This is a genomic window from Streptomyces piniterrae (genome assembly GCF_005048155.1).
Lineage (GTDB): Bacteria > Actinomycetota > Actinomycetes > Streptomycetales > Streptomycetaceae > Streptomyces > Streptomyces piniterrae.
In genome coordinates this window covers 242,030-256,764 of record NZ_SUMB01000004.1, presented here as the reverse complement: position 1 = coordinate 256,764, position 14,735 = coordinate 242,030, and the positions used below count along the sequence as shown (strand labels likewise).

The 14,735-nt window shown below is 67.6% G+C and carries 10 protein-coding genes and 2 pseudogenes; 8 read left to right on the top strand and 4 right to left on the bottom strand.

Features of this window, described 5'->3' with window-relative positions; all coding sequences use genetic code 11:
• Positions 1–292: 292 nt before the first annotated feature.
• Positions 293–433 (top strand): annotated as a pseudogene (locus FCH28_RS40190) (hypothetical protein); the annotation flags it as partial.
• On the opposite strand, the gene FCH28_RS38670 reads toward FCH28_RS40190, so the two are convergent.
• Positions 407–736 (bottom strand): DUF6207 family protein, encoded by a 330-nt coding sequence (locus tag FCH28_RS38670; RefSeq protein WP_222852419.1) that lies wholly within the window; start codon positions 734–736, stop codon positions 407–409. The pseudogene FCH28_RS40190 and the gene FCH28_RS38670 overlap by 27 nt on opposite strands.
• A gap of 442 nt (positions 737–1,178) precedes the next feature.
• Between FCH28_RS38670 and FCH28_RS13800 the strand changes: the two genes are divergently transcribed.
• Positions 1,179–2,120, top strand: a complete 942-nt coding sequence (locus tag FCH28_RS13800) for a DUF1353 domain-containing protein (RefSeq protein ID WP_136740171.1) — start codon at positions 1,179–1,181, stop codon at positions 2,118–2,120.
• A gap of 144 nt (positions 2,121–2,264) precedes the next feature.
• Here the strand turns inward: FCH28_RS13800 and FCH28_RS38100 are convergent, their stop codons facing one another.
• Complete coding sequence (locus FCH28_RS38100) at positions 2,265–2,429, bottom strand: hypothetical protein (RefSeq protein ID WP_169314147.1); 165 nt, start codon at positions 2,427–2,429, stop codon at positions 2,265–2,267.
• Between the two features lie 144 nt (positions 2,430–2,573).
• Between FCH28_RS38100 and FCH28_RS13790 the strand changes: the two genes are divergently transcribed.
• Both FCH28_RS13790 and FCH28_RS13785 read left to right on the top strand, forming a co-directional pair.
• A complete protein-coding gene (locus FCH28_RS13790; RefSeq protein WP_136740170.1) occupies positions 2,574–4,697 on the top strand; it encodes a SpoIIE family protein phosphatase in 2,124 nt (707 codons plus the stop codon).
• 228 nt (positions 4,698–4,925) lie between these two features.
• Entirely contained in the window at positions 4,926–5,795 is an 870-nt protein-coding gene (locus FCH28_RS13785; protein ID WP_136740169.1) for an endonuclease/exonuclease/phosphatase family protein, read from the top strand.
• Between the two features lie 312 nt (positions 5,796–6,107).
• On the opposite strand, the gene FCH28_RS13780 is transcribed toward FCH28_RS13785, so the two are convergent.
• Positions 6,108–7,856 carry a VanW family protein gene (locus FCH28_RS13780; protein ID WP_425471936.1) on the bottom strand — a complete coding sequence of 583 codons (1,749 nt, stop codon included), beginning with the start codon at positions 7,854–7,856 and terminating at the stop codon, positions 6,108–6,110.
• Between the two features lie 232 nt (positions 7,857–8,088).
• Here FCH28_RS13780 and FCH28_RS13775 point away from each other — a divergent pair, with 232 nt between their 5' ends.
• Positions 8,089–8,604: a DinB family protein gene (locus tag FCH28_RS13775; protein WP_136740168.1), complete on the top strand. Its 516-nt coding sequence runs from the start codon at positions 8,089–8,091 to the stop codon at positions 8,602–8,604.
• 4 nt (positions 8,605–8,608) lie between these two features.
• Here FCH28_RS13775 and FCH28_RS13770 read toward each other — a convergent pair.
• Positions 8,609–8,776, bottom strand: a pseudogene (locus FCH28_RS13770) (IS5/IS1182 family transposase); the annotation flags it as partial.
• Between the two features lie 676 nt (positions 8,777–9,452).
• On the opposite strand from FCH28_RS13770, the gene rph reads away from it, so the two are divergent.
• From rph to FCH28_RS13750, 3 genes are all read left to right on the top strand, one after another.
• Positions 9,453–12,050 carry a rifamycin-inactivating phosphotransferase gene (rph, locus tag FCH28_RS13760; RefSeq protein WP_136740166.1) on the top strand — a complete coding sequence of 866 codons (2,598 nt, stop codon included), beginning with the start codon at positions 9,453–9,455 and terminating at the stop codon, positions 12,048–12,050.
• Positions 12,051–12,432: 382 nt separating this feature from the next.
• Complete coding sequence (locus FCH28_RS13755) at positions 12,433–12,654, top strand: hypothetical protein (RefSeq protein ID WP_246102777.1); 222 nt, start codon at positions 12,433–12,435, stop codon at positions 12,652–12,654.
• A 309-nt stretch (positions 12,655–12,963) separates the two neighbouring features.
• Entirely contained in the window at positions 12,964–14,691 is a 1,728-nt protein-coding gene (locus tag FCH28_RS13750) for a mycolysin (RefSeq protein ID WP_136740165.1), read from the top strand.
• The last annotated feature ends 44 nt before the right edge of the window (positions 14,692–14,735 follow it).

The following is a 14,735-nucleotide window of genomic DNA, read 5'->3' as shown; positions in this document are numbered from 1 at the left end:
CCCGTCTCGCCGAGGATCTCGATGACCACGTCCCGGGCGATCTCCAACTGAGCCAACCGCTCCGCGGCCTCCGATAGATGCTCATTCAACGGGTCCATTTCGCGGCGGAGACCGAACGCATCCGACAGCCGCCTCGCTCCCACCCGAAACGATAGAGGCCCGCCACGCCATCACGGCAGGCTGACCCACAACTACGCAGGTCAACAAGCGACTTCAGGAAAGCCGCACCCAACTCGGTAAGCGGCGGTCCGGAGCCAGCGGACCGCTCGATGAAACGGCCGTCTCAACGGATGTGGTCCGCCTGGTCATCAGCTCCCAGCCGACTGGCTTCACTGAGAACGGAGACCAACCACGCGCCATCCCGGTAAGAGTCACATCCACCAGATGTGACGCCGCCTCTGCTCGTTCAGCGATTTCCCGGGAACAGGCCGTGGAGGCGCTCATGGCCGGCGTGGAGGCGTGCTACATCCGCTGCCCGGAGACCGAACTCGGCCTTGGACCTTGTACCAGCCTCGGCGGTGTAGCCAAGGCCGACCGGACGACGCAGCGTGGCGTATACGCGAGCCCGGACGCCCGGCTCTCCGGGCACGCGCCGCACGCGGGGCACTCCGGAGATCATCCACAGCGCATCCAGGTCCGCCATCGCGGCCTGGGCGGTTGCCTCATCAGCGGCGGTGATTTCGAGCACCAGTAGGCCGGGTTCGCCAAGGTGCTGCTCGTCGATTCGTTCGTCCATGCCTCCACCCACGACGCGGAGGCCGGCCGTAGTTCGCCGTCGCCTGCAGCACCACCCCTGTGGGTGACCGAGGGCAACGGATCTTGACGTGGGACAGACGCCGCCATACGGCGGGGGCCGTCCCACCCGCCGCGAAGACGCGCGAAGGCACGCGAAGACAACGGATGCAGAGCCAGACGCGGTGTGCGTCCTGGACCGAACGGACCGATTTGGGCTCGCCGCGTCAACGGGTGGAGGGCGGCGGTGCGGCGTATGGGTGACAGAGCATCAGAATGATGGATAGCGGCAGCCGATCGCCGGAAGAGAACCGGAAGAGACGGGGTGTGAACCCGTGTGGTGAGAGGGAGGTACGCATGTCCGCGTTCGACGGCTTCTGCGTGATCGGCCGGCTGCCCAGGCCCAACCGGAGCATCGAGGACACCGGGGCCTGCGAGGCCGCGCGATGAGCCGGGATGAGGGCCCGGCGGCGGCCGAGAAACCGTTCACCCCGCAGCCGTCCCGGTTCTACGACGGTGGCGTCGACGCTGGCAAAGGGCAGAAGGAAATCTCACCCGTCCCCGGTTCCAAGGCCCGGATCGAGCTGGTCCGGTACGCCGATGGCGGCGGTGAGCAGTTCGCGATGCAGCGCCGCATCGCGTACGACGACCGGCACTTCGGCGAGCTCCTGGTGCCCCGGGAGACCCGCACGTTCCGCAGCGATCTGACCTCGGTGCCCGCGCTCTTCACCTGGCTCGTGCCGAAGACCGGGGAGCATCTTCCGGCCACGTTGCTGCACGACGGACTGATCCACCCACCGGGGGAGGAGACGTACACCTCCAGCCAGGACCGCAAAGTGCTGCGTGTGGAGGCCGACCGCGTATTGCGCGACGCGATGGCGGACGCCGGCACCGCGCTGATCCGGCGGTGGCTGATCTGGTCGGCGGTGGCGACGGCGACGATGCTCGACGGCGGGGGAACGGATTGGTCGAAAGGGCTCAGGTGGTACTACCGGGCGACTGCGGCCCTGACCGTCCTGCTGATCCTTGCGCTCGGCAGCTACGCGTTCTTCGACCTCTTCGACGTGATCACTGGCACCCCGACGCTGCCCTGGATGGGCGACCGGCCGTGGTTCGTCGAACTCGTCGGCGGGCTGTCGGGCGCCGTCGTGATCCCTCTGGTGCTGGCGCTGTTCTGGGGACCCTTCCGGATCGCCGGCGCGGTCGTGGGGGTGAGCCTGGCGGTATTGCTGCCCGTCACGGTCGCGCTGCTCGTCCCCACCGTGATCTACCAGGTGCTGGAGCGCATGGCGAAGGCGCCGAAGGTGGCACTCGTGCTGGCAGGCGTGCTGGTGGTGGGGGCGCTGGCGGTGTTGCTCGTATTTTCCGGCTCGGTGCTCTTCCGATGATGCTCGGCTTGTCCTCTGGCTGACGAGCAGCGGTACGGGGTCGGCCTCACGCCGGTAGGGGAGGGCGTTCGCCCCGAACTAGTAAGTCCAGGAGCCCGTCTCATCCCAGAAGAACTCCGGCTTGTCGGAGTCAGGAGTCAGGAGTCAGGAGTCGGGAGTCGAGAGTCGGAGATCGGACCAGAGGGCGGCAGTCGAAGCCTCGTTCATGACCACCTCGACGTCCTCGTTCACGACCACCTCGGCGTCCGCGTTCATGACCACCTCGCCGTCCGCGCTCATGACCACCTCGACGTCCCACGTCGAGATCAAGGCACGCCAGCGCCCCTGGGTGGTGCGGTCGACCGATCCAGGGGGACCATGGAAGCCGAAGCGCCTACCGGGGCAGGTGGCAGGCCAGGGGCTGGTGCCAGCAGACGGCCCGTGTGATGCCGGCAGGCGGAAGGAGAGCCTGCGATGAGCGCAGCCGAGGGGCCTCGGGCGGACGCCGGTCGGCCCGGGCGAAGGTCGCTGCAGCCGAGCGGGCTGATGGACCTCCTCGGTGTCGCCGCGGTGCTGCTGGACGCAGAGGGGCGGATCGTCCTGTGGAGCCCGCAGGCCGAGGACCTGTACGGCTACACCTCCGAGGAGGCGCTCGGGCAGCACGCGGCGCCACTGCTCGTCCACGAACAGCATCGGGATCTGGTGATCAAGAAGTTCGCCGAGGTCATGGAGACCGGCCAGAGCTGGGCCGGGGCGTTCCCCGTACGGCACAAGGACGGCACCTCGCGGCTGGTGGAGCTGCGCAACATGCGGCTACTGGACGACCGAGGCGACTTCTACGCTCTCGGGCTCGCCACCGACTCACCGACGCTTCGCGAGGTCGAGTGGGACGTCGCACTGTCCACCCGGTTGATCTCCCAGTCCCCCATCGGGGTGGCGATCCTCGACACCGATCTGCGCTACGTGGCAGTCAACGCCGCCCTGGAGCGGATGCACGGCAAACCCGCGAAGGATCACCTCGGCCGGCACTACCGCGAGATCATGACCGCCACGAAGTTCGAGGTGCCCGAGGCCGGGATGCGGCAGGTCCTGACGACCGGGGTCCCCATGGTCGACCAGGCCACTATCGTCGGCCACTCTCCCGCTGACCTGGACGAGCACGCCTGGTCGGTCTCGCTGTACCGGCTGGAGGACACCCAGGGTCGGGTTCTCGGCGTTGCCGAGGTGGTGGTGGATGTCACCGACCGATACCAGGCGGCCACGGAAGCTGCCGAGGCCCGGAGGCGGCTTGCCCTGATCGCCGACGGCACCGCTCGGATCGGCACCACCTTGGAGGTGGCACAGACCGCCCGGGAACTGGCCGAGGTCGTCGTTCCCGAGCTCGCCGACGTGGTCGCGGTGGACGTACTCGACTCCATCCTGGACGAGCACCGCCCAGCCCCCGCGGACGGCCCTGCGCTCTTCCGCGCCCTCGCGCTGAAGTCCGCCTACCCCACCGAAGCAGTCCAGGCCGCCGATCCACCCGGCCAGATCGCCGCCTACGCCGCCGACCGCGTGGCCACCGAGACCGTACGCACCGGCCGGCCACTCCTGATCGCCCACGCGGACGACAACGACCTGGCCCGCATCGCCCGCGACGACCACGCCGCCACCCTGCTGGCGCGCGCCGGCGTGCACTCCTACATGTCGGTCCCGCTCACCGCCCGCGGCCACATCCTCGGCTTCCTGGGTCTCATGCGGACCCGCAACCCGGTGTCCTTCGCCGAGGACGATCTCGCCCTCGCCGGTGAGCTGGCTTCCCGCGCCGCCGTGTGCATCGACAACGCCCGCTCGCACCAGAGCGTGCGCAACGCCGCCGAGACCCTGCAGCGCAGCCTGCTCCCCAGCCACCCGCAGCACCTTCCCGGCCTGCAGATCGCCTCCCGGTACCGGCCCGCGCAAGCCACCTACGAGATCGGCGGCGACTGGTACGACGTCCTCCCCCTCGACGGCGACAAGACCGCTCTCGTGGTGGGCGACGTCATGGGCAGCGGCATCGATGCCGCCGCCACCATGGGTCGCCTGCGCACCGCCACCAGTGCGTTCGCCGACCTCGACCTCGCGCCCGACCAGGTCCTCCAGCACCTCGACAAGATCACCTCAGGGCTGGAGCACTACATCGCCACCTGCATCTTCGCCGTCTACGATCCGCGCCGCGCCGAATGCCACATCGCCAACGCCGGCCACCTCCCGCCCGCGCTCGTACGTAGCGGCAACCGTCCCGAACTCATCGACCTGCCCACCGGCACCCCGCTCGGAGTCGGCGGCGTCCCGTTCGAGACCACCACCTTCGAGATCGGCTTCGGCGACCAACTGGTCCTCTACACCGACGGGTTGGTCGAAACCCGCCACCACCCCATCGACGAGCGACTCGAAACCCTCCTCCATCTGCTCGATGTCACTGGCCCCTCGACCGGCCCCTCGACGGACCCCTCCCTGGAAGAGACCTGCGACCGGCTCCTTCGCGAACTCCGGCGTCCCGACGACCCAGATGACGTCGCCCTGCTCGTCTGCCGCACGCAACCCTTCACGCTCGACTCTCAGCCTCCGCAGCGGTGATTCCCGGCCCCCACACGATGTTCGGCAGCGGGCAGCGGGCAGCGGGCAGCGGGCAGCGGGCAGCGGGCAGCGATCAGTCATCAAAGCGATCCAGCCGACCAGGCGCCGTGACTGGTTGTGGCTGGTTGTGGCTGGTTGAGCAACAGCTTCTCATTCGTTCAATCTCTGTTGGTGGACGCTCCATTCTCATCTGACAACTTGACGTCCCCCCACAAAGGAGTCCACACGATGACCCGACGCGTCATACCGACACTTGCTGCCGCGCTCGCCCTGAGTGCGGCAGTCTCCGTCGCCACGGTGAGCACCGCCGAGGCGGACGACGAGACGCTGACCGTGATGAGCCTCAACACCTGGCATGGCGGCTCCCAGGTCACGGACGGGCTCAACACGACCGTCCAGGAGATCAACGCTTCCGGCACTGAGGTGGTGGCCCTTCAGGAGACCGACAAGGCCGTCACCAAGCAGATCGCCGAGAAGCTGGGATGGGAGCACTACACACAGAGCGGTACCGACGTCGACATCATCAGCAGTCAGCCCATCGAGAAGGTCGACTCGCTGTCGGATGTGGCCGTGGCCGCGAAGATCAAGGGAGTCTGGGTGTACTCGATCCACCTGGGCTACACGAAGTACGGGCCGTACAACGCCTGTTTCGACAAGGACGGCTACGAGGCGATCTACGCGGACGAGGCCGAGCGCAAGCAGCAGGCCGAGGCGATCGTCAAGTGGGCCGGTTCCTCACCGGCGATCGTCGCCGGTGATCTCAACTCCCCGTCCCACATGGACTGGACCGAGAAGACCAAGGCCAAGCACTGTGACTCGGTCGTGGAGTGGCCCGCAACAAAGGCGTTCGCCAACGGGGGTTACTGGGACTCCTACCGTGAGGTCAACCCGGACGAGGCGGCTTCCCCCGGCGATACCTGGAGCCCGAAGGTCGCCACCAACAGCGACTACGGCAACAAGCCCGAGCCCCAGGACCGCATCGACTTCATCCTGTACAAGGGCGGCTCGCTGGATGCAACCAGCTCGAAGGTCTACGGCGGCGACAAGGAGAACTGGCCGTCCGACCACCGGGCCGTGATCACCCAGTTCAAACTCTGACGGTACGCGTCAAACTCTGACGGTGCCTGCCGACAAGGGCGGGCCGGTCCACGGGCACTCATCGCCGGGTGGACCGGCCCGCGCCGTGTCCGGGGCGTCAGCAACCTTCAGTGCGGTCCCCGACCTCGTCAGCCCTCGCGGAAATCCTCGGCCCTGACGAAGCGGCGGTCCGTCGTCGACGGTCCGTCCTTCGTTCCGTGCAGAATCCGGTAACCGCCGTCCTTGGGCGGTTTGTAGCCGCGGTCGTGCCGTTCAGCCCGGAACCTGACCAGAGGCCATCTGACTTTGTGCCGAGCGGCTGTCGTTGACCGGTCAGTCCGAGGTTTTCGGCCCGCAGGTGACTTCGTCGCGGGGCACGTAGTGGGTCTTGAACGTCTCTCGCTTGGCTTCCTTGCCGCCGGACCGGAAGACCCGGTCGACGTTGACGTCGAAGCCTTCGAGCGGCGTCTGCGGCAGGCAGTTCTTCGCGGCGCCCGGGCGGCTTCCCGGCTGTTTCACGTTGGTGCGAGGGCCTGTGACCGCTTCGACGGAGTCGTACTTCTTGGTGCCGAAGAAACTGACCGTGACGGAGGTGTCCGTGGCACTGGCCTGGATGTAGATGGCGTTTCCGGAGTCGTTGTTGAACTTGAGGTCGAGACTGCCCCAGACGACCGTTGCCTCCCGGCCTTCCGGGTAGCGCTCGATGTAGAACGAGTGCGCCCCGTGCTCCAGCGGTTTGACGCCCGCGAAGAACAGGGCGTTGAAGACGGTGGTGGCGACAGTGGAGACGCCGCCCCCGGACGCCTTGGTGTACTGGTCGTTCTGGATGATGATGCCGTCCACGAATCCGTTGGCCTTGGTCCGCTCGCCAACCGTGCGGTTCAGACTCCAGGTCTCGCCGGGAAGCACGACCGACCCGTTGATCAGTTCCGCGGCACGGCCGACGTTCGTCGTGCGGTACGGGGCACGCTCGAAGTTGACCGTGAAGGTGGACATCTTCTCCTTGATGCCCAGTGCGCGGAGCCTGTCACCGGTGACCTTCGGCTGTGTCTCCTTGGCGGCCAGCGCTGCGGTACGGGCCGCCCCGGTCCTGGTCAGCAGGGGTAGCACGGCTTGTTCGATCCCCTTGGCGGTGACCTCCCGGCCGGTCTTGCCGTCCGAGACCACCACCCGGTCGCCGACCGGGCGCAGTTTCGCCTCGGCCACCTTGCCGGTGACCGGTGCCAGGGGGCGGGCCACCGCGGGATCCTGCAGGAGCGCCTTGCCGTCGAGTTCAGGGATGAGCCGGTTGTTCTTGTCCGGTTTCATCGTGAGGTGTTTGCCGACCGTCACGGGGCTGATGGGTATCTGCCGTCCGGCTACGGTCACCGTGACCGGGGCCGACATCGCGGGCCTGGCGAACTGCGTCATGGCGCGGTTCACTTCTGCCGCGTCGACGGGGGATTCGCTCCGCCGGACGACCGGCAGCGCGACCGGTCCCGCCTGCCGGCTGAGGACTGCCGAGTTCAGTGCTTCGGCAGCGCCGCGTACGTCGAGGGAGTGCCGGTCGCGTGGCTCCACGGGCACCGGCTTGCCCTGCTCGAAGGTGACCGTGCCATTCCGGGGCGTGCTGTCGTACTGCGTGGCTGTCTTGGTCAGCACCGCGCGGGCCTTCGCCTCGTCGGCCCGGATCACCGGTTCGATGTCGCGGTCACCACCGGTGAACAGTCGGCCGATCACGGTGAGCGGGTCGGCGCCCGCTCGCGTGGCATGGGCGACGGTCTGCGCACTGTCCAGGGAGAAGCCGGCGGCACGCGCGTCGATGGTGGCGGTACGGTCGCCGATACGCACCTTCACCGGTTCCGGCCAGGTCTTGCCTAGCTGCTGGTCCAGCCTCTCCTGGGCCTGTGAGCGGCTCAGGCCCCCGATGTCCACCCCGTGCACCCGCGTGCCCGCCAGCACCGCATCATCACCGGAAGCCAGCAGGCCCGTCACGTAGAGGGCCCCGAAACCGGTGGCTGCGGCCCCTGCCAGGAGCACGATCGGGCGGATGCGGCGACGGGCGGGCCCCGTGGCGTCGGCGGGCAGGTCAGGGCTGGGCAACAGATGCACTGAATCTCCCTATAAGTGACTGTTGCGTCACACAGAGATATATGAGGTCGTAAATCGGACTTAGTGACCGTAGTGAGGGGGCATATAAAGGCTCGATAAGATCCACATCTGCGGGCGCTACCAGCCGGCGCCAGTAGCCGGGCGCCACTAGGGCCTGTCCGGCGGATCTTGGGGCGAAAAAAATCAGGCGGTAGTCGGAGACCGAGCGTCCTAACGTGCTGGCATGACACCTTCATTTGAGCGTCCCCCTTTGCAGGCCGATGAGCGCACCGCGCTCATCGGCTGGCTGGACCTCCAGCGGAAGATCCTGCGATGGAAGTGCGATGGCCTGAGCGAGGCCGACGCGCACCGTTCCGTGATCCCGACCTCGCCGGCGATGACGATGGCCGGGCTTATCAGCCACATGCGGTGGGTCGAGCACACCTGGCTGGAGGTGGTTTTCCTCGGCGGCGACAAGACGCAGAACCCGTCCTTTGACGAGACGGACGAGGGCGCCGACTGGCGAACCGATGGCGTTCCGCTGAAGCAGCTGCTCGTGCAGTACGAGGCCCAGTGCGCCCGAAGCAACGAGATCGTGGCCGCGGCCTCCCTGGACGACGTTGGCCGTCACCCCGACTTCCGCGCCGGCAGCGCCAACCTCCGTTGGATGCTCATCCACCTCGTCGAGGAGACCGGGCGACATGCGGGACACGCGGACATCGTGCGGGAGCTGCTCGACGAGGTGAAGGGGTACTACTAGTCGTCCTGTCGAAGCCGGTGGGCCGGCCGCCCTTGCTGCCGCGAGCTCGGCGGTTGGCCCGCTGGTTCTTCGGCTCGGGGATGGTGCGCTTGATCTGACGGCTGCGCAGGTAGCGGCGGTTGCGACGGGAGGCGTACGCCTTATCGCCGCCGAGACGGTCAGGCCGGGCTCTCGCCCAGGTTGACCACCAGGGGACCGGGCCAACCTCGACGTGGACACGCGGGTAGCACCCGAGCGGCGCGCGCTCGACGTTCGGGCCTTGCCGACAAGGAAAAGAAGTGCTGGCTCCGCGGCTGCATCCGTAGGCGATGAGACATCAGGTCGATGAGACATCAGGCCGATGGGATATCCGCCTGGGTCAATGACGCGCGCTCATACGCGGCGCGCCACTGCTTCGCGAGAAGCTGGTCAGTTCGGTTCCGTTGGACGGCAAAAGGTAAAGGCAAGGAGAGCCCTCTCCTTGCCACTCTCAACTTATAGCGCGCTGGGGGGCTTGCCGCAAGCCCCGGGTCACAGCGCAGAATCGTCGGCCGAAGCCACAAGCTGCGGAAACGGGGGCACGACGTGCGTGTGTTGTTGTCGACGTATCGGGGACGGGGTGACGTCGAACCAGTGATGGGACCGGCAGTGCAGTTGCAGTTGCAGTTGCAGTTGCAGTTTCGGGTGCTCGGCGCGGAGGTGCTGGGGTGCCCGCCGCCCGGCTGGGCGGAGCGGCCTGCCGACTCGTCAGAGGGAAGGCGACCACGGATGAGGACGTGTTGGACAAGAGGTTCGAGAGAGTTGGAGGCGCCGGTGCTTCGATCGGCCAGTGCAGTGCGGCGGAGCACGGCTGCCTCGGAGGTATCGCAGTGATCGAGCAGTACGTGTGGGATCTTCAAGAGGTTGACGAGACGCAGGTCGCGGTCGTCGGCGGCAAGGGCGCGCACCTGGGCGGGCTGTCGCGGATCGAAGGCATCAGCGTGCCGGCCGGCTTCTGCGTGACGACGGACGCCTTCCGGCGGATCATGGCGGAAGCGCCGTCGATCGACGATCGGCTCGATGAGCTGTCGCGCCTGAACGCGGACGACCGGGAGGCCATCCGCACGCTGAGCGCGCAGATTCGTCGGACCATCGAGGGGATTGCCATCCCGGGTGATCTCGCGGCGGCGATCACCGGCGCGCTCGCCCAGCTCGGCGAGCAGGCCGCCTACGCCGTCCGATCCAGCGCGACGGCAGAGGACCTGCCGACGGCCTCCTTTGCCGGTCAGCAGGACACGTACCTGAACGTAGTGGGGCCGATGGCGATCCTCCAGCACGTAAGCCGGTGCTGGGCCTCGCTGTTCACCGAGCGGGCCGTGACCTACCGCCTGCGGAACGGCATCGACCACCGTACGGTCCACATGGCCGTGGTCGTGCAGCGGATGGTCTTGCCGCATGCGGCCGGCATCCTGTTCACGGCCGACCCCGTCACGGGCAACCGGAAGGTTGCCACCGTGGACGCCGGCTTCGGCCTCGGCGAGGCACTGGTCTCCGGGCTGGTGAACCCGGACGTCTTCAAGGTGCGGGACGGCGAAGTCGTCGACAAGGCGATCGCTGCCAAACAGCGTGCCATTGAGGCCCTGCCGGCCGGCGGCACGGAGGAAGTGGCGATCGATGCGCAGCGACAGGAGCAGCCGGCGCTGACGGATGCGCAGGTCGTGGAGCTCGTGGAGCTCGGGCGGCGGATCGAAGCGCACTTCGGCCGTCCGCAGGACATCGAATGGTGCCTGGCCGATGAGGGCTTCCGGATCGTTCAGAGCCGGCCGATCACGACGCTGTTCCCCATCCCCGAGGCCGGCGACCAGGAGAATCACGTCTATGTCTCCGTTGGTCATGGGCAGATGATGACCGACCCCATGAAGCCCCTGGGGTTCTCCATGTGGCAGCTGACGGCGATGGTGCCGATGCACGAAGCCGGCGGGAGGCTGTTCGTCGACGTCACCCGGCGCCTGGCCTCGCCCGCGAGCCGCGCCGGCCTCCTGGACGTCTTGGGCAGAGGCGATCCGCTGATCAGGGACGCTCTGGAGACCGTCCTCGACCGCGACGATTTCGTCCCGTCGCTCCCGGACGCGGGTCCCGGCGGGCCGCCGGTCGGCGGCGCGTCCGACCCGATCGAGACCGATCCGGCGATCGTCACCGAGCTGATCGAGCGCAGCCGGGCGTCCATCGCCGCGCTGGAGCGCGATATCCGGACGAAGAGCGGACCGGCGCTGTTCGACTTCCTGCTGGAGGCCTTCGAGGAGCACAAGCGGGTCCTCAGCGATCCGCTGAGCATGCAGGCGATCATGGCGGGGATGGAGGCCACGTGGTGGCTCAACGACCAGCTGTGGGAGTGGCTGGGCGAGAAGAACGCGGCTGACACGCTCACGCTGTCCGCCCCCGACAACGTCACGTCGGAGATGGGACTGGCGCTGCTCGACGTCGCGGATGTGATCCGCCCGCATGCGGAGGTGGTGGAATTCCTCCAGGGCGTCGAGGACGAGGGTTTCCTGGACGAGCTGGCGAAGCTCGCGGGCGGGACCGAAGCGCGGGACGCCATCGAGGCCTACCTCGACCGGTACGGCATGCGCTGCGTCGGCGAGATCGACATCACCAGGCCGCGTTGGCGCGAGAGCCCCACCACGCTCGTGCCCGTGATCCTCGACAACGTCAGGAACTTCGAGCCGGGCGCCGCCGAGCGGCGCTTCGAGCAAGGGCGGCAGAAGGCGCAGACGAAGGAACACGACGTGCTGTCACGCTTGCGGGCCCTGCCGGACGGGGACCGGAAAGCCGACGAGGCCAAGCGGATGATCGACCGGGTCAGAACCTTCATCGGGTACCGGGAGTATCCGAAGTACGGCATCGTCAGCCGCTATTTCCTCTACAAGCAGGCCCTGCTGGGGGAGGCCGAGCGCCTCGCGCAGGCAGGCGTGCTTCCTGAGAAGGAGGACATCTTCTACCTCACGTTCCAGGAACTCCGCGACGTCGTGCGCTCGCACCAGGTGGATGACCAGCTCATCCAGCAGCGCAAGGACGCGTTCCGGTCGTACCACGCGCTCACACCGCCCCGGGTGCTCACCTCGGATGGTGAGGCCCTCACCGGGGCGTACCGGCGCGACGACGTGCCGGCCGGCGCCCTGGTCGGCCTGGCGGTTTCCGCCGGGACCATCGAGGGGCGGGCTCGCGTCATCCTTGACATGTCGGAGGCCGATCTCGAAGCGGGTGACATCCTGGTCACGCCCTTCACGGACCCCAGCTGGTCGCCGCTGTTCGTCGGAATCGCGGGTCTGGTGACGGAGGTGGGCGGCCTGATGACCCATGGCGCGGTGATCGCCCGGGAGTACGGCTTGCCGGCCGTCGTGGGCGTGGAGCGGGCCACCCGGCTGATCCGGGACGGACAGCGGATCCGCGTGCACGGCACCGACGGGTACGTCGAGATCCTGCCCTGACCTACCACACCCGGGAAGCGACCAGACCGGGAAGCGACCACACCGGGAAGCCCCATCCGTAGCTTCCGACTGAACAACACCGAGCAGTTGATGACCGTCCCACGTCCGCCGCCCGCAACGCGCACATGCGGACTCGACCCGTAACTGTTCCTCACCTGGGAAGTGCCTCTGCCGCTACCACGTACAGGACCCTCAGCACGTCCTGTCGTTGCAGCTCAGAGGCACTTTCTGCGTTCTCGGTCCCGGTGCGGACGTACCGCTGCCGGCCACCGAATCAGGACTACTCCTTGATGGTGGTGATCCGGCGCCCCGGACGGACCCTGACGAGTGGTCGGCAGCTGAGTTCCTTCCCGTGGCTCGGGAAGGGCTGGACCGTCCGTTCATGCTCATGGGCAAGGAGAGTGGGACACACCTCAACAAGCCGTCCTGGCAGGCCTTCTGGGACCACTCGACCGGCTGGAAACGCGACCTGGGCCTGGAGCGTGGCAGCCACTTCAGTTACACGGATGCCCAGTCGTTTGTGCCTGCTCTGGACGAGCGCCTGGACATCCCGGCAGAGACCCGCGAGCAGTCGTCCTACCCAGAGGTGAGCTTCGTCCGATGAGTATGCCGACGGCGTGTCAGAGGGCCGCTGGCTAAGGGCTTTTCGATGGGACACCGCACAGGGCTTTTCGGTGGGACACGGCACAGGGCTGTCCGGTGGGAACCGCATTGAGCGATGACAGGCGCGGGCCATAGGTATATGGTTTCGGCCACTGTTACTCAGGGTGTTGTTCTGGCCAACGGTTGATCCGGTGGTTGGTCGTTGCAGCGCCCGGGGTGCAGTGACCTACCCCCCTCACAGCTCTGCCCGCGTGCACCGGACCCGGTCGTGCCAGACCGGGGCCGGTGCACGCCGCAGAAAGGCATGCCCATGTCTCGAATACGGGTCACCAAACCCGCCGCTCTGACCGCCCTGGCAGGCGTAGGAGCCTGTCTGGCAATCGTCGTCGTCCCGTCCGCGTTCGCGGGCACGACCACCCCGACCGGCGGCACCTGCACGATCCGCCCCGCGGCGAAAAACTCCGAGGCGCCACTCAGCTGTCTCGGCGTCACCGCTTCCCTCGACCATCTGCCTGCTGTCGGCGAGCAGGCCACCCTCACCGTGGACGTCCAGGCACAGGCCGACGTCAAGCGCGCCGGACTGTCCGTCCAACTGCCGCCCACGCTCCGGATGTCCGGCGAGGAATCCGGCCTCGCCGCACCCACAACGGACACCTTCGGTCAGCGCACCAGCAAGACGCTCGCCCTCACCCCCGGCACCCACACCGTCGAGCTCAAGGTCAAGGCCGTCGCCGCCGGACCCGCCCAGATCCAGGCGGACATCAGCGACATCGACCGTCCCGACCCGCGCCGCGCCGGGCACGACTCGGTGGAACTCACCGTCGGCACCTCCAAAGGCTCCTCCGACAAGGGCGTCTCGGTCACCAAGGCCGACGCGGCCCCGGCCCACAGCCCAGGGCCCGGCGCCCGCAAGGCACGCCCGGTCACCCCCAAGGCCGCTCCAGCTCCCGTCTCCACCCGTGCCTCGGCTGCCTCAGCCCCGGCCTCCCCGCGCCCCACCGTCTCGGCGAGGGCTTCCTCCCAGGTCTGTGTCAGCGGCACCTTCCGCAACCGCTTCCAGTCCGCCGAGGGCGGCAGTTGGAACCGCAAGGCCAACCGGGACGAGCCGGTCAGCAACGCCAACATCACCTTGTGGGGCAAGCCGACCGCCAACAGCGGTACGCAGAAGCTCGCCACGGGAATGACCGGCAACGGCGACGGCAAGTTCAACCTCTGCTACACCCCGAGCACCTCCATCACCTCCCAGGCCTGGGTGGAGTTCCAGACACGGGCCGGCCAGATGTGGTCGGTGGTCGACGGCAACGGCCGCACCTACGCCACAGCCACGTACTCGCTGAACAACATCTCGGGCAACACCAGCCTCGGCAACGTTTACGCCAACGAGGGACAGAGCCGCGCCTGGCACGCCCTCGACACCCTCAACAAACTGTGGTGGAACCGCGGTTCCACGACCAACTGCTGGTCAAGCAGCCAGCAGGACGGCCACTGCACCCCGATCACCGTCCAGTGGTACCCCGGCTCCACCGACGGCACGTACTGGACCACCAACGACGACAAGATCCATCTCGCGGACAACGACCCCGACTCCGAGCACACCACCGTCCACGAAGCGGGCCACGCCCTCATGGGCAAGCTCTACAAGGGCTGGTGGCCGAACGTGAGCAACTGCTCGCCCCACTACGTCAACCGCACCTCCTCCACCAGCTGCGGCTGGACCGAGGGCTTCGCCAACGCGGTGGCGTTCCACACCTTCAACGACACCACGTACTACTGGGGCAATGGCAGCTCCCTGAACCTCGCCAATGACCGCTCCACGAACGGCATCGACCCGGGCGACGCCTGCGAGGCCCGCGTTGCCACCTCGCTGGTCGACCTGTGGTCCCAGGTCGACGGCGGCTGGACGAAGAGCAACACCATGATGTCCCGGACCTGGCAGTCCAGCTTCCGCGAGTACTTCGTCGACGACCGGCCCGATTACGGCCTGGACAGCGGCTCGACGGCCCAGAACATCCTCTACAACCACACCATCCAGTACTGACACCGACACCGACACCGACACCGACAGTGTGACTGCTGTCAGCT

Coding starts and splice junctions, on each gene's coding strand:
- FCH28_RS13750 (WP_136740165.1), top strand. CDS start 12,964: ATGTCTCGAATACGGGTCACCAAACCCGCCGCTCTGACCGCCCTGGCA.
- FCH28_RS13800 (WP_136740171.1), top strand. CDS start 1,179: ATGAGCCGGGATGAGGGCCCGGCGGCGGCCGAGAAACCGTTCACCCCG.
- FCH28_RS13755 (WP_246102777.1), top strand. CDS start 12,433: ATGCTCATGGGCAAGGAGAGTGGGACACACCTCAACAAGCCGTCCTGG.
- FCH28_RS13775 (WP_136740168.1), top strand. CDS start 8,089: ATGACACCTTCATTTGAGCGTCCCCCTTTGCAGGCCGATGAGCGCACC.
- FCH28_RS13790 (WP_136740170.1), top strand. CDS start 2,574: ATGAGCGCAGCCGAGGGGCCTCGGGCGGACGCCGGTCGGCCCGGGCGA.
- FCH28_RS38670 (WP_222852419.1), bottom strand. CDS start 736: ATGGACGAACGAATCGACGAGCAGCACCTTGGCGAACCCGGCCTACTG.
- FCH28_RS13785 (WP_136740169.1), top strand. CDS start 4,926: ATGACCCGACGCGTCATACCGACACTTGCTGCCGCGCTCGCCCTGAGT.